We start from the raw sequence: 23,948 nt of genomic DNA on the forward strand, positions 1-23,948 counted from the left end.
TGTCGTTGTGCGCATTTTTGGGTGAAAGGAGTATTAAAATGGCGACAGGTAAGTCCTGCTCTCGCTGGTTTGCGCCTGTTTTGGCGCTCTTAATGGTAGTTGGCCTGAGTGGGTGTTTTGATAAAGAAGGCGATCAGCGTAAAGCGTTTATCGATTTTCTGCAGAATACTGCAATGCGTAGTGGGGAGCGTTTACCGACGCTTACCGCCGATCAGAAAAAACAGTTTGGCCCGTTTGTGTCCGATTACGCGATTCTTTACGGCTATTCGCAGCAGGTAAATCAGGCGATGGACTCCGGTCTGCGTCCGGTTGTTGATAGCGTCAATGCAATTCGTGTTCCTCAGGATTATGTGACTCAGCGTGAACCGCTACGTCAGGCAAATGGTGCGCTGGGTGTGTTAGGACAGCAGTTGCAGAACGCGAAACTCCAGGCCGATGCTGCACACGGTGCGTTGAAGCAGAGCGACGACCTGAAGCCTGTTTTTGATCAGGTCTACAACAAAGTGGTAACCGCGCCTGCTGAGGCGTTACAGCCGCTGATACCTGCCGCGCAAATCTTCACGCAGCAGTTGGTACAGGTAGGTGATTTTGTGGCGCAACAGGATACGCAGGTGAGCTTTGTTGCGAACGGTATCCAGTTCCCAACATCACAACAGGCAAGTCAGTACAATACGCTGATTGGCCCGCTGGCTTCTCAGCACCAGGCCTTTACTCAAGCCTGGACTGCTGCGGTGAGTGCAGCCCAGTAATGGCAGTATGCCGGATGGCGGCTTCGCCTTGTCCGGCCTACAGCTATATACAAAATGCCGGGTATGCGTTAACGCAACCCGGTATTTTTTACCCCAAAATCTGCGGGTTCACGCAGTTTTTCTCGACCTTTCCTTGTAGCGCATCGATTAAGTTATCTACCGCACAGGCCGCCATGTTATAGCGTGTTTCATGGGTTGCTGAGCCAATATGCGGTACTGCCACTACGTTTGGCATTGACAGCAGCGGTGAGTCTACCGACAGCGGTTCCTGCTCAAACACATCCAGACCTGCCGCATGAATCTCCCCGTTTTTTAGAGCAGCAATCAGCGCGGTTTCATCCACGACCGGACCACGACCCGCATTGATGAAAATGGCGGAGGACTTCATTTTGGCAAACTGCTCTGTACTAAACAGGTGATGCGTTTCTTCTGTTAACGGCAGAATCAGGCAGACAAAGTCAGACTCCTGCAGCAGTGTGTCCAGATCGCAGTAACGCGCGTTGAAGCGCTCTTCTGCTTCCTTATGGTGGCGTCGCGCGTTGTAGAGAATCGGCATGCCAAAACCGAAATGAGCACGTTGCGCCAGAGCCAGCCCAATGCGGCCCATGCCGACAATCCCCAGCGTTTTGTGGTGCACATCGGTGCCAAACCAATCTGGGCCAATACTTTTGGTCCATTCACCGACTTTCACTCGTTCAGCTACTTCAACCACGCGGCGGGCTGTGCTTAGCACCAGCGCCATCACCGTATCAGCGACGGTTTCTGTCAGCACTGTTGGCGTGTGCATCAACAGCACCTTATGTGTGTTGAGAGCATCGACGTCAAAATTGTCATAGCCGACGGAGATTGTTGATGTCGCACGCAGTTTGGGCATTTTCTCCAGCAGGGCGGTATTGACGGTTTCACTTGAGCCTAACAGTCCCTCCGCGCTGGCAAAGGCCTGTGCGTGCTGTGTTACTGTTTCCGGGCGCAAGTTGGGCACCTGAGTCACAGTAAAATGCTCTTCCAGGCGTTGCAGCAAATCGTCAGGTAACGCTTTGTAGAGAATAATGGACGGCTTCATACGAATCTCCGTAAGTTAGTGTTTAAGCGTGGTGCGCGCCAGTTGGAAGTTGCTGATTATTAGCAGAACTTGGTCTGACAATCAGAGTTAGCCATACTGAGACAAAAAGCGCTACCCCCATAAAAATGTATGAGGCGGAAGGGCTGCCGGTGGTGCCATTGAGGTAGCCGACAAACCAGGAACCAAAGAATGAGCCTAATGCGCCCATGCTGTTAATCAGTGCCATTGCTCCCCCGGCAACGTTACGAGGCAGCATTTCTGGAATGATGGCGAAGAAGGGACCGTAAGGAGCGTACATTGCCGCACCTGCAATCACCAACAAGGTGTAAGAAACCCAGAAGTGGTCAGCACCAACGGCCCAGGAGCCGATAAAGGCGAAAGCGGCGATCAGTAACAGCGGCCAGACAAACAGTTTACGGTTTTGCAGTTTATCTGAAGCCCATGAGACCAGAATCATCGCTGCCGTTGCTGCCAGATAAGGTACTGATGAAAGCCAACCGACCTCCACCATACCTAAATTTGCGCCACCACTACGGATGATGGACGGGAGCCACAGGACGAAGCCGTAGACGCCAATACTCCAGGTAAAATACTGCAGGCACAACAAGATCACGTTACGTGAGCGGAAAGCTTCACTGTAATTACGTACGGCTTTAATACCCTGCTGCTCTTTTTCCAGTTGGGCCTGCAGCGCCGCTTTCTCGGATTCCGACAACCAGCCCACCTGTGAAGGTTTGTCTTTTACCAGCACCCACCAGCAAAACGCCCAGATGATGGCCGGGAAGCCCTCAATGATGAACATTTCACGCCAGCCCAGCGCTTGAATCAGATAACCGGAAACAACGGACATCCACAGGACGGTTACCGGATTGCCGAGGATCAGGAAGGTATTGGCGCGTGAACGTTCGGACTTCGTAAACCAGTTACTGATATAAATCAGCATCGCGGGCATGACCGCGGCTTCAACAACGCCAAGAATGAAGCGAATGGCAGCGAGCATGGGGATGTTACTGACCATACCGGTCAGTGACGCGCAGGCTCCCCACAGGATCAGGCAGATAAAAATCAGTTTTCGTACGCTACGGCGCTCGGCGTAAATCGCTCCAGGGATCTGGAAGAAGAAATAACCGAGGAAAAACAGGGCACCCAGCAGGGAGGAAATCCCTTTGGTAATGCCGAGATCTTCGTTGATTCCGGCGGCGGATGCGAAGCTGAAGTTCGCGCGATCAAGGTACGCCAGACTGTACGTGATAAACACGATCGGCATGATGTACCACCAGCGTTTTGCTGCATTTGTTGAGCTATTCATAGATTGCCCTCTGGTTATGCTGTTATGCCGCCTCTGCATGTAGGGTACAGAGAGGGTCGGGGGTTTATTCCCCTAATTGTTCACGTGTGGGTAAGCCTTCGCTGTCGCCCTGAACCTGAATGGCCAGTGCACCAATTTTGTTGCCTCGGGTTACTGCCTGATGCAGAGAGCGTCCTTCCAGTAGTGCACTGATTACACCCACGGCAAAACCATCGCCCGCGCCAACGGTGTCGACTACGTTGTCGACTCTCACTGGCGCGACACTACCGTGCTCGCCATTGGCGGCTTTATACCAGGCGCCATCGGCCCCGGTTTTGATGATCACTGCCTTGACGCCGTGGCGCAGATAAAAGTCTGCGATGCCTTCAGGGGTCTGTTGCCCGGTTAAAATCATGCCCTCTTTTAACCCCGGTAGAACCCAGTCAGCCTGAAAGGCTAATCGATTGAGTTTCTCCACCATTTCTGTTTCGCTTTTCCACAGCACCGGGCGTAGGTTCGGGTCAAATGAGATTGTCTTACCCATCGCTTTCATGGTGCGGGCAGTATGAGACAGCAGCGCATATGAACTTGCTGACAGTGCTGCCGCAACGCCGCTCAGGTGCAGATGACGCGCGCTGGAGAAGTATCCATCGTGATAATCCTCAACACTGAGGTGGCTGGCGGCGGAGCCTTTGCGGAAATACTCCACAATGGGATCGGTTCCATTTTCGGCTTTAGATTTTAACTGAAAGCCGGTTGCGTAGCGCCCGTCCTGGGTAACTCCCTGCGCATCAATCCCTTCTTTCGCCAGCGACTTAAGAATAAAACGACCAAAACTGTCGTTACCCACGCGACTCACCCAGCCGACCTTCAAGCCCAGGCGGGCAAGGCCGGTTGCCACATTGAGTTCAGCGCCCGCTACGCGCTTGATAAACTGCTCTACGTCCGCCAAATCACCCGTTTGCGTGGCGACAAACATCGCCATCGCTTCACCAATGGTGACGACATCCAGTGAATTTTTCATGCGTTACTCCTTGCGTAACAGATCGACGTAGTGACGGGTTACCGCCGCCAAATCTTGCCCTTCCAGGGGAAACTCAATGCCGCGCGGCACATCTGCGGGCAGTTTGTTTAGCAGCGTCATCCAGCGTGAGTCTGCTTCATCAGGCGGCACAGCACGATAGCTGTCGTGATGTGGTGTGGCGGCTTTCACATGTATATATCCCACGGCAGATGCCAGCTGCTGCGCTGCTTCTTCCGGGGTGTCGCCTACCCACAACCAGTTGCCCATATCGAAGGTCAGAGTTACCGGCAGGTTCAGGGTCTGGCAGGCTTCGTTAAAACGCTGCATTGGTTGCAGGCGGCCACAAGGTGTTTGATCATTTTCGACGACCAGCTCCATACCACTGGTATCCAGCCAGTTACGCAATGTGTCGAACTGATCTGTATGGGAAAAATGTCCGAGGGATACTTTTAACCACAGAGCCTGCAGGACCTGTGCTTCCTGAAGCAGTGATGGGATCCGGGGATTGAGACTACCATCTTCAAGGAACAGCGGCTCTGGTGCGGAGTAGCAGGCCAGCAGACCAAAAATTTCAATAGCTGACGCCATGGTTGACAGCGTGTTGAGCTCGGTGTTGGTCAACATTTCGCGGCGAATTTCGACGCCGTCCGCGCCAGCTTCTGCAATGACGGGCAATATCGCGGTTTGCCCACCGGCTGCGCGTACCTGGTCATAGCCGTAGGCGGCGGTGACCACCATAATTTTTCTGTTCATGGAAACTCCAAAACTATCGCTCTTGCTATAACGCTAGATGGAACCGGTTCCAAAGAAAAGGGCATGATGCCGAATTTATGATCACCATCACGAAGGAAATTTAGCGGGCGGTGGAGCCGCGAACGATCAGTTCACCGGAGAAAACCTGCTCCTGAATGGCATCGGATCCACCATTAATCCGGCGCACAACCTGCTCTACGGCGGTATAACCAATCTGCCACGTCGGCTGTTTCAAAGTAGTAATGCCCACGCCTGCCAGCTCGGCCCATTCCAGCTCATCAAAACCGAGCAGGCCGATGTCGCTGCCCCAATTGAGGCCAATCCGCTTCAGTGCGCGGGCAACCTGTAGCGTGAGGGCGCCGTTGGCTGAGATAACAGCTTTGCGCATTCCCCGATGTTGTTGGTGAAACTGGCGCAGCGTGTCATCCAGTTGCATATTTTCCGCCAACGGGACTTCGGCATTTTCTGCGATGACGCCAGGGTATTGCGCCAGCGTCGCGCGAAAGGCACTCAGGCGCTCGCGGCGGGTATTAACCATGCCTAAAGGTTCGCTGAGAAACAGAATAGCTTCAAAACCTTGTTCGACCAGGTGCTCAGTGGCGACCGTTGCTGCCTGAGTGTTATCGAGCCCGACCATGTCGCAGGCGAAATCAGGGATTTTACGGTCAATTAGCACCATCGGTAGTGCGGACTGTTGCAGGCGGTTTAACCCCTCTTCACGCATGCCTACAGCATTCACCACAATTCCTTCAACCTGGTAGCTTCGCAGCAGGTCGAGATAATGCAGTTCCTGATCCACTTCGTTGTTGGTGTTACAGACCAGAGGGGTAAAACCTTTTTCGCGACAGGCCGCTTCAATACCGCTCAGGACATTAACGGAGTAGGGATTGGTAATATCGGCGATAATCAGTCCGATCAGACGGGTACGGCCATGTTTCAGGCCTCGCGCCATCAGGCTGGGGCGATAGTCGAGATCGGCAATGGCTTGTTCAATACGGGCCAACAGCGCGTCGGATAGCAGATGTTTCTCACCGTTAAGGTAACGTGAAATGCTGGTCTTACCCGTTTTAGCGGCTTTTGCCACATCGCTGATGGTTGGGCGTGCTGATTTTGCCATTAAGGTTCCCTCGCCAGAAAGTGAGAACACCTTAACGCGAAAATTGACGATGGCAAGTGCTTCCTGCCGGACGTAGGCCGGGCAAGGCGGAGCCTCCACCCGGCGCATACGTTTACTGGATTGGGCTTAAGGTGATCTCTACACGACGGTTCTGTGCTTTGCCTTCGGCGGTGCTGTTGCTGGCGATCGGGTTCGCCGGGCCCATACCACGGGTGCGAATACGGTTTGCTTCCACACCCTGAGTGATCAGGGCACTGGCTACAGAGTCAGCACGCTGTTGTGACAGGCGCATATTCAGATCCTGGCTGCCGGTGCTGTCAGTAAAGCCTAATACGTTTACTGCGGTTTTATTGTACTCTTTCAGCACCATTGCCACGCCGGTAAGGGTGTTTGCCCCTGCTGGTTTCAGGTTAGCGCTACTGCTGTCGAAGGTGACGTTATTTGGCATATTCAGAATGATGTTATCGCCACTGCGCGTCACGCTTACGCCAGTTCCCTGCATTTTTTCGCGTAGTTTCGCTTCCTGCACATCCATGTAATAACCAATGCCACCACCAACAGCAGCGCCTGCTGCTGCACCAATCAGCGCGCCTTTGCCGCGATCTTTCTTCGACGAGGAGAGCGCGCCAATGCCAGCGCCAACAAGCGAACCAATGCCCGCACCCATGCCGGATTTACCCGCTTCGCGCTCACCGGTATATGGGTTTGTTGTGCAGCCAGAAACTGCCAGGGCGCCGCTCACGATGGCAGCAATCACAAATACACGTTTCTTCATCTCAATTCCTTAATGACTTTTTTCTTCTTTACCACAGCGACCGTGGCGGATGATTATGACGTGTGAACATGAAGAAAATTCCAGGGAAGACTCTGAAATTTGTAAGTAACATTGAACGGCATAATAAATATCCCCGTCACATCGCATTCAGGAGTGCCATCTTGGCTAATTCACCCGCACGTTACTCGGTATTAACCGCCGCACACTGGGGACCCATTCTCGTGGAGACAGATGGCGATACCGTGTTCTCCTCCCGTGGCGCACTGCCCACATCCCACCCCAACTCTTTGCAAACCGTTGTGTGCGATCAGGTACACAGCAAAACGCGGGTGCGTTTTCCTATGGTACGTAAAGGGTTTCTCGCCTCGCCAGAGGCTCCGCTGGGCGTGCGTGGGCAGGATGAGTTTGTCCGCGTAAGCTGGGATGACGCGCTGAATCTTATTCATACGCAGCATAAACGCATCCGTGAGAGCTACGGACCTGCTTCGATTTTTGCCGGCTCGTATGGCTGGCGTTCAAACGGTGTGTTACACAAAGCATCAACTTTGTTGCAGCGTTACATGGCGCTGGCAGGAGGGTATACCGGGCATCTGGGGGATTACTCTACCGGGGCTGCACAGGCCATCATGCCGTATGTGGTGGGTGGAAACGAAGTTTACCAGCAGCAGACCAGCTGGCCGGTGGTGCTGGAACACAGCGATGTGGTGGTGTTATGGAGCGCTAATCCGCTCAACACTCTGAAGATTGCCTGGAATGCCTCTGACGAACAAGGGCTGACGTACTTTGAGGCATTGCGAAACAGCGGTAAGCGGTTGATCTGCATTGATCCTATGCGATCGGAAAGCGTCGATTTCTTCGGTGACAAGATGGAATGGATAGCCCCACATATGGGGACCGACGTTGCGCTGATGCTGGGGATTGCGCATACGCTGGTGGAGAACGGCTGGCATGACGAGGCCTTCCTGGCTCGCTGTACTACCGGTTATGAACGGTTTGCTGATTATCTACTGGGAAAAACCGATGATATGGCCAAAACAGCAGAGTGGGCAGCGGATATTTGTGGAATTCAGGCGGCGAAAATACGCGAACTTGCCGAAATATTTCACCAAAATACCACTATGTTGATGGCTGGATGGGGTATGCAACGCCAGCAGTATGGTGAGCAAAAGCACTGGATGATTGTCACACTTGCCGCCATGCTCGGCCAAATTGGCACTCCTGGCGGAGGGTTTGGCCTCTCGTACCATTTTGCTAATGGCGGTAATCCGACACGTCGCGCTGCTGTCCTGGCCTCGATGCAGGGGAGCGTAAAAGGCGGCACCGATGCGGTAGATAAAATTCCGGTGGCGCGTATTGTCGAAGCGCTGGAGAACCCCGGAGGTTTCTATCAGCACAACGGTATGGACAGACATTTTCCCGACATCCGTTTTCTCTGGTGGGCGGGCGGAGCAAACTTCACCCATCACCAGGACACGAATCGCCTGATCCGTGCCTGGCAAAAGCCAGAGCTGGTGGTTATCTCGGAGTGTTTCTGGACTGCGGCAGCCAGGCACGCCGATATTGTATTACCCGCAACGACCTCTTTTGAGCGCAACGATTTAACCATGACCGGGGATTACAGCAATCAGCATCTGGTGCCGATGAAACAGGTTGTTGCGCCGCGTGATGAAGCACGCAATGATTTTGATGTTTTTGCCGAACTGAGCGAGCGCTGGGAGCAAGGCGGTTACGAACGGTTTACGGAAGGCAAAAGCGAGCTGGAGTGGCTGGAGACTTTTTACAACATTGCCGGGCAACGCGGTGCCAGCCAGCAGGTGACGTTGCCACCATTCACCGAATTCTGGCAGGCAAATACACTCATCGAAATGCCGGAAGAATCAGCCAATGCGCAGTTTATCCGTTTTGCCGATTTTCGCCGAGACCCGCATAAGTATCCATTGAAAACGGAGAGCGGAAAGATCGAAATTTACTCGCAGAAGATTGCGGGTTACGGCTATGCAGATTGTTTGGGACACCCTATGTGGCTGGAGCCGGATGAATGGTTCGGGAATGCTGAACCCGACCAGTTGCAGGTGCTTTCAGCCCATCCGGCACACCGTTTGCACAGCCAGCTGAATTACAGTGCGCTACGTGAGAAGTATGCGGTAGCAGATCGGGAGCCAGTGACAATTCACCCACAGGATGCGCAAGCGCGTGGCATCGTGGATGGCGATACGGTCAGAGTGTGGAATCATCGCGGCCATATTCTGGCCGGTGCGGTGGTGACTGAAGGCATTAAAGCTGGAGTCATTTGTATTCACGAAGGTGCCTGGCCTGATTTAGATCTGTCTGCCGGGGGGATCTGTAAAAATGGTGCGGTGAATGTACTGACCAAAGATCTCCCCAGCTCAAAGCTGGGGAACGGCTGCGCGGGTAATACCGCGCTGGCGTGGCTCGAAAAGTACAGCGGGCCTGCGCTTGCGCTTACGGCGTTTGATCCGCCTGCCAGCTCATAATCCATGTTGGATGGTGAGTCTCTTCCTGCCATGCGCTGTCTTCTATTCGAAAACCCAGCGCATGGTAGAAATTCACCGCAGATTGATTCTTCTGGTAGACCTCCAGGCTGAGTAATGAAAAGCGCTGTTGCACATACTGCACCAGCGCTTTGCCGATCCCACTTCTGATGGCGGCAGGCTCAACAAACAGTGCGCCCAAAAAGCGTTCTTCAATCACGCTGGCGAAGCCTTTTAGCACACCGTTTTCCTCCCATACCCAGGTTTGTGCGGCTGGCAAATAGACATCGCGTACAACGGACTCACTTTCGCGCCAGTAGCGTTCATCGATAAAGGGGTGGGCATAAATAGTGCTTTCCATCCATAGCGCCAGAATCGGTGCAAGATCGTCAGCCTTTGATTCGCGAATCATGTAGATCCTCCCGGGTAACAAATACAACCGGTGACATGGTCGTTAACCAGGCCGCAGGCCTGCATAAAGGAGTAACAAATAGTGGTGCCAACAAACTTGAACCCGCGTTTTTTTAATGCCTTAGAGAGTGCGTCAGACGCAGGGGTGGAGGTGGGAATTTCGCTCAGACTGGCGGCGCGCGTCACCTGCGGTTGATTATTGACGAATGACCAGACGAACTCGTTAAAGGGTTCACCGTTTTTCTCCATCGCCAGGTATGCACGCGCGTTGCCAATAATGGCCTGAATTTTTCCGCGATGGCGAATAATGCCGGCATCCAGTACCAGCCTTTCTACGTCATCTTCGGTCATTGCTGCAACGGTTGCTGGCTCGAAGTGGTGAAAAGCGTGGCGATAGTTTTCCCGCTTCTTCAATACGGTGATCCACGACAATCCGGCCTGCTGTCCCTCCAGACAGATCATCTCGAACAGCTTTTTGCTATCGTTTTCGGGGACGCCCCATTCCTTGTCGTGATAGGCAATGTAAAGTGGATCCTGACTGACCCAGCCGCAACGCTGCATATTCTTCCTCGCTGTTTTTACTGGCGTAAAAAATTCATTCGGCCCGCCTTGACGCGCCAGCTAAAAAGACAATATTTAATACAGGGCCTGATGTGCCCGATATCCTTCACACAATGACAATAATATCGCCGAATTCGGCTCTTTTCTGGAGTCGCGTTGATGATTATAAGAAACAGTAGTGGTCGCCAGAGGTTAAGCTTTCTGGTGAGCGTCGTAGTATGTGCATTGTCCACCAATACCGCATATGGCTGGCAACAAGAATATATCGTTGATGCTATGTCAGGTCATACGGCTGAACGTTATACATGGGACAGCGATCACCAACCGCGTTATAACGACGTACTGGAAGAGCGCATTCGCTCCACTCAGAACGTAGCAGGACCGGTGATGAATATGGCGGACCAAAAGACTCTGGATGCAACCAGCGGTATGAGCATGGGCTGGAATTTTCCCCTGGCCAGGCAGGTAACTACTGGTCCGGTTGCTGCCCTGCATTATGACGGTTCAACAACCTCTACCTATAACGAGTTTGGTGACAGCGCGACCTCTGTGACACAAATCGATCCGCTGTGGCATGCCAGCGTGAGTACAGTTGGCTGGCGGGTAGATTCGCAGTTTGGCGATGTTAGACCGTGGGCGCAAATCAGCTATAACCAGCAGTTTGGCGAGAATATCTGGAAGGCGCAGTCTGGCCTCAGCCGTATGACGGCAGCGAGCCAGGACGGTAACTGGCTGGATGTTACCGTGGGGGCAGATATGCTGCTCAACCCGCACATGGCTGCTTATGCAGCGCTCTCTCAGGCGGAAAAAAGTACAAATAATAGTGACTATATGTACACCATGGGGGTGAGTGCCAAATTTTAACCAGATGATGCGTAACCAAAACAACTTTTTTACATATTTAGATCAATAATCACACGCCTTCCAGCGATAGTGTGTACTAACTCATGCGAGAAAACTCAGTCCCCCGACTTTTTGTCTAGTCATTCATTCCGCAATCCAGGCATTTCATTCCGTCCTGATGGCATCTCATGCCTTTTTCTCCCTGCATAAACTGCACTTCGTTATGGTTGTCAGCAGAGAATTTCCCTTTTGTTTATGCAGGAAGACTGCCATGAAAACTTCTGATTATCAGCGTACCCGCTGGCTAACACTTATCGGCACTATCATTACCCAATTTGCCTTAGGTTCTGTTTATACCTGGAGCCTGTTTAATGGCGCGCTCTCCTCTAAGCTGGATGCGCCTGTCAGCCAGGTCGCATTTTCCTTTGGCTTGCTGAGCCTGGGCCTGGCGATTTCTTCTTCTGTCGCCGGTAAACTTCAGGAACGTTTTGGCGTGAAACGCGTCACCATGGCATCCGGTATCCTGCTGGGCGTGGGCTTTTTCTTAACGGCACACTCAGACAGCCTGATTATGTTGTGGCTGAGCGCAGGGGTATTGGTCGGCCTGGCGGACGGCGCTGGATATCTGTTAACGCTTTCTAACTGCGTAAAATGGTTCCCTGAGCGTAAAGGGCTGATTTCCGCCTTTGCTATCGGCTCTTATGGTCTGGGCAGCCTCGGGTTTAAATTTATCGACACCCATTTGCTGGCCACCGTTGGACTGGAAAAAACGTTCATCATCTGGGGTGCAATTGCGTTGGTGATGATTGTCTTTGGTTCCACGCTGATGAAAGATGCACCAAATCAGGAAGTGAAGTCAGTAAATGGCGTTGTTGAGAACGACTACACCCTGGCACAGTCCATGCGTAAACCACAGTACTGGATGTTGGCAGTGATGTTCCTGACAGCGTGTATGAGTGGTCTGTATGTGATTGGTGTGGCGAAAGATATCGCACAAAGCCTGGCGCATATGGATGTGGCGACGGCGGCCAATGCGGTAACGGTGATTTCTATCGCTAACCTGTCAGGTCGTCTGGTGCTGGGTATTCTGTCTGACAAAATTTCCCGTATTCGTGTTATCACCATTGGTCAGGTTGTTTCTCTGGTCGGTATGGCGGCACTGCTTTTCGCTCCGCTTAATAGCACGACCTTTTTTGCAGCGATTGCCTGTGTGGCGTTTAACTTTGGTGGCACCATTACCGTGTTCCCGTCACTGGTAAGTGAGTTCTTCGGCCTGAATAATCTGGCGAAAAACTATGGTGTTATCTACCTTGGCTTTGGGATCGGCAGCATTTGCGGTTCAATCATCGCCTCGCTGTTTGGCGGCTTCTATGTGACCTTCTGTGTTATCTTCGCGCTGCTTATCATCTCACTGGCACTGTCTACCACCATTCGTCAGCCACAGCGAAGCGTATTTACCGAGGCGCACGCCTAATCTTATTTAGTCGTCTGATTAATACACGGCGCATATATTTACAAAAATATGTGCGCTGTTTGCATTCTCCATAAGCACTTTTGCTCCCTCCTGTGGTCTACTTACCCGCGCTTGTAGACATTTCATCTCTGCTGTTGTCGCATCTTTCACCTGTCTGGTCTGATTGACTGTTGCACAGGGTGTTTTTATCCCGATTTCCAGGGTTTTTTTGCATGAGATATATTAAGTCGATGACGCAGCAAAAGCTTAGCTTCTTGCTTGCGCTCTATATCGGTCTGTTTATGAACTGCGCAGTTTTTTATCGCCGATTCGGCAGCTTTGCGCAGGAATTTACCGCCTGGAAAGGAATCTCTGCGGTCGTTGAATTAGCTGGCGCGGTGCTGGCGACCTTCTTTTTACTTCGTGTTCTCTCTTTATTTGGTCGACGCGTCTGGCGTGTACTGGCCACCTTTGTAGTGCTTTGCTCCGCAGGTGCAAGCTATTACATGACCTTCCTGAATGTGGTGATTGGTTACGGCATTATTGCCTCGGTAATAACCACAGATATTGATTTATCGAAGGAAGTTGTGGGCTGGCATTTCATCGCCTGGCTGGTTTCTGTCAGCGTTTTTCCTTTGCTCCTGATCTGGAGTAATCGCTGTCGTTACACCCTGTTAAAACAGGTTCGTACGCCAGGACAAAGGTGGCGTAGCGTGGCCGTGGTCGTGCTGGCTGGCCTGATGGTGTGGGCGCCGATTCGTCTGCTTGGTATGCAGCAGAAAACAGTTGAACGCGAAACGGGAATTGATTTACCCAGCTACGGCGGCGTAGTGGCGAACTCCTATCTGCCTTCAAACTGGCTTTCCGCGCTTGGATTGTATGCCTGGGCACAGGTTGATGAGTCTTCAGATAACAAATCGTTGATGAATCCGGCGAAGAAGTTTACCTACGTTGCACCAAAGAATATCGATGATACCTATGTCGTCTTTATTATCGGTGAAACGACGCGCTGGGATCACATGGGTATTTTTGGTTACGAGCGAAATACCACCCCAAGACTGGCTCAGGAAAAAAACCTCGCGGCATTCCGTGGCTATTCGTGTGATACCGCAACCAAGCTTTCACTGCGCTGTATGTTCGTACGTGAGGGTGGGGCAGACGATAACCCGCAGCGTACTCTGAAAGAACAAAACATCTTTTCCGTTCTCAGTCAGTTAGGGTTTAGTACCGATCTTTACGCGATGCAAAGTGAGATGTGGTTCTACAGCAATACGATGGCGGAAAACATCGCCTATCGTGAGCAGATTGGCGCTGAACCACGGAACCGTGGCAAAACGGTTGACGATATGCTGCTGATTGATGAGATGCAGCAATCCTTAAAGCAGGATGATAATGGCAAGCATCTGATTATTCTGCATACCAAAGGATCGCACTTTAACTACACGCAGCGCTACACCCGCGATTATGCCCAATGGAAGCCAGAGTGTGTCGATGTTGATAGCGGCTGCTCGAAGGCGCAGATGATCAACTCGTTTGATAACTCGGTGACCTATGTTGATCACTTTATTACCAAAGTGTATGACCAGTTGCGAGATAAGAAAGCGATAGTGTTCTACGCCGCGGATCACGGTGAGTCGATTAACGAGCGTGAGCATTTGCACGGTACGCCGCGTAAAATGGCTCCGCCAGAGCAGTTCCGCGTTCCCATGCTGGTGTGGATGTCTGACAAGTATCTGGAAGATCCCGAGCATTCGAAGGCGTTTGCCCACCTGAAGCAAGAGGCCGATATGAAGGTGCCGCGTCGCCATGTGGAACTGTATGACACCATTTTAGGTTGCCTTGGTTATACCTCGCCAAATGGTGGTATTAACGAGAACAATAACTGGTGTCGTATCCCGGACGAACAGAAGGCTACGGCTCAGTAACGGGGCTGCTGACTTTCTCGCCGATCGAATGCCATTTTGTGACGTAGGGATTGACGGGCGCGCACCTGCGCAGTAAGATGCGCCCCGCATTCGGTGATTGGCGCAGCCTGGTAGCGCACTTCGTTCGGGACGAAGGGGTCGGAGGTTCGAATCCTCTATCACCGACCAAATTTAAAACCCTGCTCAACGAGCAGGGTTTTTTGCATTTGTAGCCGTGAGGATGAGAACCTCCGGGGGCAAGAGGTTCGACTCGAGCAGCGCGAGAGAACGTTGCAACAGCAACGGCCCGCAGGGCGAGCCACGAAGTGGCGAGTAGTCCTCTATCACCGACCAAATTTAAAACCCTGCTCAACGAGCAGGGTTTTTTGCATTTGTAGTCGCGAGGATGAGAACCTCCGGGGGTAAGAGGTTCGACTCGAGCAGCGCGAGAGAACGTTGCAACAGCAACGGCCCGCAGGGCGAGCCACGAAGTGGCGAGTAGTCCTCTATCACCGACTAAAAACTTACCTTCATTTCATCTGCAAAAATTGTGCACCACTTCCCACTGACAGTTAACGATTCTGTGACATATTCCATTGTCTTTTTTTATATTAGCTTGAATCTTTTTTTGCGTTACTTATGGCTGAACCTAGCATTTTCCGCTGTGCGTTTTAACGTTCATGGTATTAATCGCTCAGATATGCAGCATTAATTTAGAAATTTTTCATAATCTGCATAAATGTTAATCACCAAATGTTGCTAAATATGAAGATATTTATTCTGGCATAGTACGCGTAGCACAAATTTCCCTGCTGAAAATATCAGTCTGCACTTTTTTTAATCTTTGTTTGCGAATTCTCACCCTTGGTGTAAATCACGGTTACCTGTATTGACGTTTTCACATTCTGTTGACAGATTGTAGGGCATGAGGGGCATTTCATGGAGAATCCGCACTGCAACTCAGTCGCTTATGTGAACGGAATCCCTATCCTCTTAACGCCGACCCGGCCGGGTAAAAAACAAAAAAGGCCAGGCGGTGCAAACCCACTGCAAAGGGTAAAACAACAAACATCACATTTGGAGCAGAAGAATGAGTATTTCCTTGAAGAAGTCAGGGATGCTGAAGCTTGGTCTGAGCCTGGTGGCTATGACCGTCGCAGCAAGCGTACAGGCTAAAACTCTGGTTTATTGTTCAGAAGGATCTCCTGAAGGCTTTAACCCACAGCTTTTCACCTCTGGTACCACTTATGACGCCAGCTCAGTGCCGATTTATAACCGCCTGGTTGAATTCAAAACTGGTACGACTGAAGTTATTCCGGGCCTTGCTGAGAAGTGGGAAATCAGCGAAGACGGTAAAACATATACCTTCCACCTGCGTCAGGGTGTGAAGTGGCAGGACAATAAAGAATTTAAACCAACGCGTGATTTTAACGCCGATGACGTGGTGTTCTCTTTCGATCGTCAGAAAAATGCTCAGAACCCGTACCATAAAGTGTCTGGCGGCAGCTATGAATACTTCGAAGGAATGGGCCTGCCAGACCTGATAAGCGAAGTGAAGAAAGTTGACGATAAAACCGTTCAGTTCGTGCTGACGCGTCCTGAAGCGCCGTTCCTTGCGGACCTGGCTATGGACTTCGCCTCTATTCTTTCCAAAGAATATGCTGACAACATGCTGAAAGCGGGCTCCCCGGAGAAAGTGGATCTGAACCCAATCGGTACCGGTCCGTTCCAGCTGCAGCAGTACCAGAAAGACTCCCGTATTCTGTATAAAGCATTCGAAGGCTACTGGGGCACCAAACCGCAGATCGACCGTCTGGTCTTCTCCATTACGCCTGACGCTTCTGTGCGTTATGCCAAACTGCAGAAGAATGAGTGCCAGGTAATGCCATACCCGAATCCGGCTGATATCGCACGTATGAAGCAGGATAAAAACATCAATCTGATGGAGCAGGCGGGTCTGAACGTTGGCTATCTCTCTTTCAACACCGAGAAGAAACCGTTTGATGACGTGAAAGTCCGTCAGGCGCTGACCTACGCGGTGAACAAAGAAGCAATCATCAAAGCCGTTTATCAGGGTGCAGGTGTTGCTGCGAAAAACCTGATCCCACCAACTATGTGGGGCTACAACGATGACGTTAAAGACTACAGCTACGATCCAGAGAAAGCCAAAGCGCTGCTGAAAGAAGCGGGTCAGGACAAAGGCTTCACTGTTGAGCTGTGGGCAATGCCGGTACAGCGTCCGTACAACCCGAACGCACGCCGTATGGCTGAGATGATCCAGGCTGACTGGGCGAAAATTGGCGTTCAGGCCAAGATTGTCACCTACGAGTGGGGCGAGTACCTCAAGCGCGCCAAATCTGGTGAGCACCAGGCCGTTATGATGGGCTGGACCGGCGACAACGGGGATCCGGATAACTTCTTCGCTACGCTGTTCAGCTGTGCAGCAGCGAAAGATGGTTCCAACTACTCTCGCTGGTGCTACAAGCCGTTTGAAGATTTGATTCAGCCGGCGCGTGCGACCGACGATCACAATAAGCGTATTGAACTCTACAAACAGGCTCAGGTGGTGATGCATGACCAGGCTCCGGCACTGATTATTGCTCACTCCACCGTATATGAGCCGGTGCGTAAAGAAGTCAAAGGCTATGTGGTTGATCCATTAGGCAAACACCACTTCGAAAATGTCTCTGTCGAATAATTAAAAGCAAGCCAGGCCGCGTTACGTACCGTTAAGTCGGACCCGCGTAACGCGATCTGGCAGTAATGCTTTATCTCCTTCTCGCTTGAGGGGGAGATAAGATTTGTGAGCAATACAGACGTGCTGTCACCAGGCTGCACGTCATTAGAGAGAATCCGGGTTATGTTGCAGTTCATTCTCCGACGTTTGGGACTCGTCATCCCCACGTTTATCGGTATCACTCTTCTCACCTTTGCCTTCGTCCATATGATCCCCGGTGATCCGGTGATGATCATGGCAGGTGAACGTGGTATCTCCCCTGAGCGCCATGCTCAACTCTTAGCTGAACTCGGTCTGGATAAGCCGATGTGGCAACAATACCTCCATTATATTTGGGGGGTGATGCATGGCGATTTGGGTATCTCACTGAAAAGCCGTTTACCGGTGTGGGAAGAGTTTGTGCCTCGCTTTAAAGCGACGCTGGAGTTAGGCGTCTGCGCCATGATTTTTGCTACCGCAGTGGGAATTCCAGTCGGTGTACTCGCTGCTGTTAAGCGTGGTTCCATTTTCGACCATACCGCAGTTGGCCTGGCTCTGACCGGTTATTCCATGCCTATCTTCTGGTGGGGCATGATGCTGATCATGCTGGTCTCCGTGCAGTGGAATCTGACGCCTGTTTCCGGGCGGGTAAGCGACATGGTGTTCCTTGATGATTCCAATCCACTCACCGGTTTCATGCTGATCGACACCGCCATCTGGGGTGAAGAGGGCAACTTCATTGATGCCGTGGTGCATATGATCCTGCCTGCGATGGTGCTGGGGACAATTCCGCTGGCGGTGATAGTGCGTATGACCCGTTCGTCAATGCTGGAGGTGTTGGGTGAAGATTATATTCGCACTGCTCGCGCCAAAGGTTTGACGCGGATGCGTGTAATCATCATTCATGCGCTGCGCAATGCCATGCTGCCCGTCGTGACCGTTATCGGCCTGCAGGTCGGTACGCTGCTGGCAGGGGCAATCCTGACCGAAACCATATTTTCGTGGCCGGGTCTGGGGCGGTGGCTGATTGATGCGTTACAACGCCGTGATTATCCGGTTGTGCAGGGCGGCGTATTGCTGGTGGCGACGATGATTATTCTCGTCAACCTGCTGGTAGACCTGCTGTACGGCGTGGTGAACCCGCGTATTCGGCATAAGAAGTAAGGGGCCATCATGTCACAGGTTACTGAAAATAAAGTTATTACTGCACCGGTGCCCATGACCCCGTTGCAGGAGTTCTGGCACTATTTCAAACGCAACAAAGGTGCGGTTGTTGGGTTGGTATACGTTGTTGTGATGATCCTGATTGCGGTCTTTGCAAACGTCCTCGCGCCGTACAACCCGGCTGATCAGTTCCGCGATACGCTGCTGGCTCCGCCTGCATGGCAGGAAGGCGGTACGATGGCGCATTTGTTTGGTACGGATGACGTAGGGCGCGATGTGTTGTCTCGCCTGATGTACGGTGCTCGTCTGTCGCTGCTGGTCGGCTGTCTGGTGGTAGTACTCTCCTTGATGATGGGAGTGGTCCTGGGGCTGGTTGCGGGCTACTTCGGCGGTATTGTTGATAACATCATCATGCGCGTAGTGGATATCATGCTGGCGCTGCCGAGCCTGTTACTGGCGTTGGTGCTGGTAGCGGTATTTGGTCCGTCTATCGGTAACGCCGCGCTGGCGCTGACGTTTGTGGCATTGCCACACTATGTGCGTCTGACGCGCGCCGCCGTACTGGTGGAAGTCAACCGCGACTATGTTACCGCTTCCCGTGTGGCGGGGGCCGGAGCGATGCGCCAGATGTTCGTTAATATTCTTCCTAACTGTCTTGCGCCGCTGATTGTTCAGGCGTCGCTCGGCTTCTCTAACGCCATTCTCGATATGGCCGCGCTTGGCTTCCTTGGCATGGGTGCGCAACCGCCGACGCCGGAGTGGGGCACCATGCTCTCCGACGTGTTGCAGTTCGCGCAAAGTGCATGGTGGGTCGTGACCTTCCCGGGTCTGGCGATCCTGCTGACGGTGCTGGCATTTAACCTGATGGGTGACGGTCTGCGTGACGCGCTCGATCCCAAACTGAAGCAGTAAGAGGTTCGAGATGGCGTTATTAAATGTAGATAAATTATCAGTGCATTTCGGCGATGTGGGTTCCGAGTTCCGCGCTGTAGACCGCATTAGCTACAGTGTAAACCAGGGTGAAGTGGTTGGCATTGTGGGGGAATCCGGCTCGGGTAAATCCGTCAGCTCGCTGGCGATTATGGGGCTGATTGACTACCCTGGCCGCGTAATGGCTGAGGCGCTGGAGTTTAACGGTCGCGACCTGAAGCGTATCTCTGAGAAAGAGCGCCGTCAGTTGGTGGGCGCAGAAGTGGCGATGATCTTCCAGGATCCGATGACCAGCCTGAACCCGTGCTATACCGTTGGCTACCAGATTATGGAAGCCATAAAGGTTCATCAGGGTGGTAACAAGAAAACCCGCATTCAGCGGGCGATTGACCTGCTGACGCTGGTGGGCATCCCCGATCCCGCCTCGCGTCTGGATGTTTATCCGCACCAGCTTTCCGGTGGTATGAGCCAGCGTGTGATGATCGCGATGGCGATTGCCTGCCGTCCGAAGTTGCTGATTGCCGATGAACCGACAACGGCGCTGGATGTGACCATCCAGGCGCAAATCATTGAGTTGCTGCTGGAGCTACAGCAGAAAGAAAATATGGCGCTGGTGTTGATTACTCACGATCTGGCGCTGGTGGCTGAGTCGGCGCACAAAATCATTGTGATGTATGCCGGCCAGGTGGTGGAAACCGGGGCTGCGCACGATATTTTCCGCGCTCCTCGGCATCCGTACACTCAGGCATTGCTGCGTGCGCTACCGGAGTTTGCCCAGGATAAAGCGCGCCTGGCATCGCTGTCGGGCGTGGTTCCGGGTAAATACGATCGTCCGAACGGCTGTCTGCTGAACCCGCGCTGCCCGTATGCAACGGATAAGTGCCGTAGCGTTGAACCGGAGCTGAACATATTGGGCGACGGTCGCCAGTCGAAATGCCATTACCCACTCGATGATGCCGGGAGGCCTGGGCTATGAGTACGCATGATGCCACCTCGCAACAACCATTGTTGCAGGCAATTGACCTGAAAAAACATTATCCGGTGAAGAAGGGCATGTTCGCTCCGGAGCGCCTGGTGAAAGCGCTGGACGGTGTGTCTTTCACCCTTGAACGCGGTAAAACGCTGGCAGTGGTCGGAGAGTCAGGCTGTGGGAAATCGACGCTCGGTCGCCTGCTGACGATGATTGAAGTTCCAACCGGCGGTGAGCTGTATTACCAGGGACAGGATCTGCTTAAACACGACCCGCAGGCGCAAAAACTGCGTCGACAGAAAATCCAGATTGTGTTCCAGAACCCGTACGGTTCTCTGAATCCGCGTAAAAAAGTGGGGCAGATTCTGGAGGAGCCGTTGCTGATCAACACCTCGCTCAGCAAAGAACAGCGTCGTGAAAAAGCGCTGGCGATGATGGCGAAAGTGGGTCTCAAAACTGAGCACTATGACCGCTACCCGCATATGTTCTCCGGCGGTCAACGTCAGCGCATCGCGATTGCCCGTGGTCTGATGCTTGATCCGGACGTGGTGATTGCCGATGAACCTGTTTCCGCGCTCGACGTATCCGTACGCGCACAGGTACTGAATCTGATGATGGATCTGCAGCAGGATCTGGGGCTGTCCTATATCTTTATCTCCCACGATTTGTCGGTAGTGGAACATATTGCCGATGAAGTCATGGTGATGTACCTCGGCCGCTGTGTGGAGAAAGGAACCAAGGATCAAATCTTCAATAATCCGCGTCATCCTTATACGCAGGCTTTGCTCTCCGCGACGCCACGGCTGAACCCGGATGACCGCCGGGAGCGTATCAAGCTGACCGGCGAGCTGCCAAGCCCATTGAACCCACCGCCGGGCTGCGCGTTTAATGCCCGTTGCCGCCGTCGTTTTGGTCCTTGTACTCAGCTACAACCCCAGCTTAAAGACTATGGTGGTCAGTTGGTGGCATGCTTTGCCGTCGACCAGGATGAGAACCCACAGCAATAAACGTGGGTTATGACCTGATAACCGGAGCCTTGTGCTCCGGTTTTTTATATCTTTGTTTTTATCCCCACAGTGTGAGGTTATTGGCAGAACATTCTGCCGTGTCGGCTAGAATGTGTTCAGTACTGTAAGCATCACAGAAATATCTACTTCGCAGTTGCTAACTATTTGGAGCAAATGTGGTTACGATACGCTGGGATATTAAAACAATTGACCGCCTGTCTATGGTTGAGGACGTTCTTAAGGAGTTCTCTTTCTGTGACATTAATATCATTTCAATGAAAGTGACGACGGGCAGGATCCTGATTAAGTCGTGGTGTCGTCAACTGCAGGATATTTCTGGCGTTGAATCTCGTTTAAACCAGCGTACTGATATTATTAACGTTGCCTGGCTTTCTGAAGAGATTGCAGGGCTATCGTCACCGGATCTGACTCGCCCGCGTTATTTTTCAGACATTATTTGCAGCAGCCAGAGCATGCAGTTGCTGATTGAAAAGGCGATCAGAATCGCGGATAGCAAATATACCGTTTTAATCCGGGGTGAAACCGGTACCGGAAAAGAGCTGCTGGCCCGGGCTATCCATAATTCCGGGCATCGGCGCTTTTACCCGTTTATTCCCGTTAACTGCTCAGCGTTACCAGAGGCGCTGATGGAAAGTGAATTCTTCGGCTATGAAAGAGGGGCATTCAGCGGTGCTGACTGCAAAGGTAAAAAGGGGCTGTTTGAAATGGCTGATAAAGGCACCCTGTTTCTGGATGAATTTGGTGAAATGCCGTTGAGTTTACAGGCTAAATTGCTGCGTGTTCTTCAGGATGGTGGGATACGTCGCGTTGGTGGGGCACAAATTATTCCAGTAAATGTGCGCATTATTGTGGCAACCAACGCAAATCTGGAGGAAATGGTCGAACAACGCCTGCTACGGGCCGATCTTTATTATCGTATTAACGTGCTTTCCCTCACCATTCCTCCTTTACGGGAGCGCCCGCAGGATATCAGCCAACTTATTCGCCATTTTGTGCAGAAATACGCAAAGGAATTCCAGCGACGTCTGATTCTGGATAAAGCCTGTTTTGAGGCATTGCATCATCACGCCTGGCCGGGAAACGTTCGCGAGCTGGAAAACACTATTATTCGTCTGATGCTGATGGCGGAATCCGATGTTATTACCAGAGAGGATTTGGGGATGACAAATATGCCATCGGCTAAGCAGGTCCATGCCGAGCGCCCTTTTAAAGAGCAAGTTCAGTACGCTGAGCGTCAGCTAATCGAGCAGATGGTTGAAGAAAATGTCTCGTCGCGGCATATTGCCAAAGCGTTGGGGGTATCTCATACCACGGTACTGAATAAAATCCGCAGCTATCAACTGGAGAGTGTGAGTTAAGCGCCGCCAGGATTTGACGGCGCACAATGCGGACTATTCAATCAGTTTCAATAACGGCGACAGACACAGCAAAATTCCGTACAGCAGGATAAGCCAGGTTTTCAGCCCGCGTAGTTTTTCCAGTTGCGTCACTTTATAGATCAGGAAAAACGGAATAATGCACGAAACGATACCGTAAAGTGGGCTGCCCATCTGGAAGAATACCAACACCGACACGCGGAATGACACCCAAATAACCAGTGTTGTTACGATAAACGCGCAAATACCCAGAGTTAAAACCAGCGGGTTAATTTTCTCAACGTCGATTACGCGCCCTAGTACGTTAAGAATAATGCCCTTAATCGCTTCATGGAACCCCAGATAAATACCGAAGAATGCAGTCAACACGGCAAAGATATTTAATACCGTTGAGGTAATATGGATGATTTGTCCTGGAATAACCTGAGCCGCCAGTGCCAACGCAGAAATATTCTGCTCGAAGGCCGATACAGCTTCTTCATGGCTAATGGAAAAGGTAAATGAAAACGAGAAGAACAGGATCACCGCAATCAGCGTAATGTAACTGATTCGATGGGTGCGAATGGCCATGCGTGTAGCCAGTATTCTGTCAGACACCCGTTTGCGGTAGGCGATGTTCATTGGGTTCAGCACCTGAATAAACACCGCCGAAAAGAAGCAGAATGGGATGGTCAGCAGTACGTCACGAAAGAACACTGACGCCTCTGGGAACGCACTGATATTGCTAAAATTCCAGTGTGGAACCATCGCAAAACCAAACACAACGATGATACCCACTTTCACCACTACCATTGGACCGGAGATTTTGAATAGCAGCTTCTCCCCACCGGAGGCAATAGCAACCAGTACAGCAAAAATAGCTACTTTATAGATGATCGATTGTGAAAGATCGGCATCAGTCAGCCCGAAGGTTTTTATATATGAAGCGCTGTCAAAAACAACGGATAATGAATATATAAATATACCATGGATAATCATCAGGAAATAAATGACACCGAGAAACACTCCCCAGTTTTTTCCCAGGTAATGACTAATAATATCGGTGTAGTCATTGCAGGTTTCGCTTTCTGATAATGTTTTTAAATAAATATCCTGCACAATATAGGTTGCTGGGTAGGCAATAATAAATGCGACAATAAATACCCAAATACCTGTCAGGCCAATTTGTACTGGCATCAGTACCGTTCCGGCACCAATTGCCATGCCGATGCAGAGTAGCACCCAGCCAAAATCGTATTTCGTGAACGGTATTTTTTGTGAGAATGGTACGGCGGTTGCTGTATTGTTGCTTAATTGTAATGTGTTGTCCTGCATAGAACCCCCTGCCCAAA

At 51.7% G+C, this 23,948-nt stretch carries 21 protein-coding genes, 1 tRNA gene and 2 other RNA genes; 15 read left to right on the plus strand and 9 right to left on the minus strand.

What is annotated here, in order from left to right; translation table 11 throughout:
* Window positions 1-38: 38 nt before the first annotated feature.
* Window positions 39-749, plus strand: a complete 711-nt coding sequence (locus OGY01_RS10160) for a DUF3053 domain-containing protein (protein ID WP_045448690.1) — start codon at window positions 39-41, stop codon at window positions 747-749.
* An 88-nt stretch (window positions 750-837) separates the two neighbouring features.
* Here OGY01_RS10160 and ghrB read toward each other — a convergent pair whose 3' ends face one another.
* The 6 genes from ghrB to OGY01_RS10190 all read right to left on the minus strand — a co-directional run bounded on the left by ghrB (window position 838) and on the right by OGY01_RS10190 (window position 6,769).
* Window positions 838-1,812, minus strand: a complete 975-nt coding sequence (gene ghrB, locus OGY01_RS10165; RefSeq protein WP_200042305.1) for a glyoxylate/hydroxypyruvate reductase GhrB — start codon at window positions 1,810-1,812, stop codon at window positions 838-840.
* Between the two features lie 22 nt (window positions 1,813-1,834).
* A complete protein-coding gene (locus OGY01_RS10170) occupies window positions 1,835-3,121 on the minus strand; it encodes an MFS transporter (protein ID WP_200011298.1) in 1,287 nt (428 codons plus the stop codon).
* Window positions 3,122-3,185: 64 nt separating this feature from the next.
* Complete coding sequence (locus tag OGY01_RS10175; protein WP_284097062.1) at window positions 3,186-4,124, minus strand: sugar kinase; 939 nt, start codon at window positions 4,122-4,124, stop codon at window positions 3,186-3,188.
* 3 nt (window positions 4,125-4,127) lie between these two features.
* Entirely contained in the window at window positions 4,128-4,877 is a 750-nt protein-coding gene (locus OGY01_RS10180; protein WP_048223039.1) for a sugar phosphate isomerase/epimerase family protein, read from the minus strand.
* A gap of 100 nt (window positions 4,878-4,977) precedes the next feature.
* Window positions 4,978-5,994: a LacI family DNA-binding transcriptional regulator gene (locus tag OGY01_RS10185; RefSeq protein ID WP_048223036.1), complete on the minus strand. Its 1,017-nt coding sequence runs from the start codon at window positions 5,992-5,994 to the stop codon at window positions 4,978-4,980.
* Between the two features lie 112 nt (window positions 5,995-6,106).
* Entirely contained in the window at window positions 6,107-6,769 is a 663-nt protein-coding gene (locus OGY01_RS10190) for an OmpA family lipoprotein (RefSeq protein ID WP_045448680.1), read from the minus strand.
* A 161-nt stretch (window positions 6,770-6,930) separates the two neighbouring features.
* Here OGY01_RS10190 and OGY01_RS10195 point away from each other — a divergent pair, with 161 nt between their 5' ends.
* Window positions 6,931-9,264, plus strand: coding sequence for a molybdopterin guanine dinucleotide-containing S/N-oxide reductase (locus OGY01_RS10195; RefSeq protein ID WP_286493055.1), 2,334 nt, complete (start codon window positions 6,931-6,933; stop codon window positions 9,262-9,264).
* Here the strand turns inward: OGY01_RS10195 and OGY01_RS10200 are convergent.
* Together OGY01_RS10200 and tag are read right to left on the minus strand one after the other, a co-directional pair.
* Window positions 9,233-9,673, minus strand: coding sequence for an N-acetyltransferase (locus OGY01_RS10200; RefSeq protein ID WP_045448678.1), 441 nt, complete (start codon window positions 9,671-9,673; stop codon window positions 9,233-9,235). The two genes, OGY01_RS10195 and OGY01_RS10200, sit on opposite strands and share 32 nt — an antisense overlap.
* The gene (tag, locus tag OGY01_RS10205) at window positions 9,670-10,233 is read right to left on the minus strand and encodes a DNA-3-methyladenine glycosylase I (RefSeq protein WP_200011309.1); all 564 of its coding nucleotides are present in this window, start codon (window positions 10,231-10,233) and stop codon (window positions 9,670-9,672) included. Before tag ends, OGY01_RS10200 begins: the two co-directional genes overlap by 4 nt.
* 159 nt (window positions 10,234-10,392) lie before the next feature.
* Between tag and OGY01_RS10210 the strand changes: the two genes are divergently transcribed.
* From OGY01_RS10210 to OGY01_RS10270, 13 genes are all read left to right on the plus strand, one after another.
* A complete protein-coding gene (locus OGY01_RS10210; RefSeq protein ID WP_045448676.1) occupies window positions 10,393-11,097 on the plus strand; it encodes an autotransporter outer membrane beta-barrel domain-containing protein in 705 nt (234 codons plus the stop codon).
* A gap of 250 nt (window positions 11,098-11,347) precedes the next feature.
* Window positions 11,348-12,550 (plus strand): L-lactate MFS transporter, encoded by a 1,203-nt coding sequence (locus tag OGY01_RS10215; RefSeq protein ID WP_045448674.1) that lies wholly within the window; start codon window positions 11,348-11,350, stop codon window positions 12,548-12,550.
* A gap of 212 nt (window positions 12,551-12,762) precedes the next feature.
* On the plus strand, window positions 12,763-14,454 hold the full coding sequence (gene eptB / locus OGY01_RS10220) for a kdo(2)-lipid A phosphoethanolamine 7''-transferase (protein ID WP_286493056.1): 1,692 nt from the start codon (window positions 12,763-12,765) through the stop codon (window positions 14,452-14,454).
* A gap of 91 nt (window positions 14,455-14,545) precedes the next feature.
* Window positions 14,546-14,622 (plus strand) — tRNA-Pro (locus OGY01_RS10225).
* 32 nt (window positions 14,623-14,654) lie between these two features.
* Window positions 14,655-14,787, plus strand: a non-coding RNA gene (locus OGY01_RS10230) — RtT sRNA.
* A 32-nt stretch (window positions 14,788-14,819) separates the two neighbouring features.
* Window positions 14,820-14,952: non-coding RNA, RtT sRNA (locus OGY01_RS10235), on the plus strand.
* Window positions 14,953-15,372: 420 nt separating this feature from the next.
* Window positions 15,373-15,609 (plus strand): hypothetical protein, encoded by a 237-nt coding sequence (locus tag OGY01_RS10240; protein ID WP_162604169.1) that lies wholly within the window; start codon window positions 15,373-15,375, stop codon window positions 15,607-15,609.
* Entirely contained in the window at window positions 15,524-17,131 is a 1,608-nt protein-coding gene (gene dppA / locus OGY01_RS10245) for a dipeptide ABC transporter periplasmic-binding protein DppA (protein WP_045448670.1), read from the plus strand. Before OGY01_RS10240 ends, dppA begins: the two co-directional genes overlap by 86 nt.
* Before the next feature lie 162 nt (window positions 17,132-17,293).
* Window positions 17,294-18,313 carry a dipeptide ABC transporter permease DppB gene (gene dppB, locus OGY01_RS10250; RefSeq protein ID WP_045448668.1) on the plus strand — a complete coding sequence of 340 codons (1,020 nt, stop codon included), beginning with the start codon at window positions 17,294-17,296 and terminating at the stop codon, window positions 18,311-18,313.
* Window positions 18,314-18,322: 9 nt separating this feature from the next.
* On the plus strand, window positions 18,323-19,225 hold the full coding sequence (dppC, locus tag OGY01_RS10255) for a dipeptide ABC transporter permease DppC (RefSeq protein ID WP_045448666.1): 903 nt from the start codon (window positions 18,323-18,325) through the stop codon (window positions 19,223-19,225).
* A 10-nt stretch (window positions 19,226-19,235) separates the two neighbouring features.
* On the plus strand, window positions 19,236-20,219 hold the full coding sequence (gene dppD / locus OGY01_RS10260; RefSeq protein WP_045448664.1) for a dipeptide ABC transporter ATP-binding protein: 984 nt from the start codon (window positions 19,236-19,238) through the stop codon (window positions 20,217-20,219).
* Window positions 20,216-21,220 carry a dipeptide ABC transporter ATP-binding subunit DppF gene (dppF, locus tag OGY01_RS10265; RefSeq protein WP_286493059.1) on the plus strand — a complete coding sequence of 335 codons (1,005 nt, stop codon included), beginning with the start codon at window positions 20,216-20,218 and terminating at the stop codon, window positions 21,218-21,220. The genes dppD and dppF overlap by 4 nt, the downstream gene beginning before the upstream one ends.
* Window positions 21,221-21,396: 176 nt before the next feature.
* The gene (locus OGY01_RS10270) at window positions 21,397-22,599 is read left to right on the plus strand and encodes a sigma-54 interaction domain-containing protein (protein WP_045448660.1); all 1,203 of its coding nucleotides are present in this window, start codon (window positions 21,397-21,399) and stop codon (window positions 22,597-22,599) included.
* Window positions 22,600-22,632: 33 nt separating this feature from the next.
* Here the strand turns inward: OGY01_RS10270 and OGY01_RS10275 are convergent, their stop codons facing one another.
* Entirely contained in the window at window positions 22,633-23,931 is a 1,299-nt protein-coding gene (locus OGY01_RS10275; protein WP_045448658.1) for an SLC5/6 family protein, read from the minus strand.
* Window positions 23,932-23,948 lie beyond the last annotated feature (17 nt).

Origin of the sequence: Citrobacter sp. Cm038 (genome assembly GCF_030333105.1) — a bacterium.
Lineage (GTDB): Bacteria > Pseudomonadota > Gammaproteobacteria > Enterobacterales > Enterobacteriaceae > Citrobacter > Citrobacter murliniae.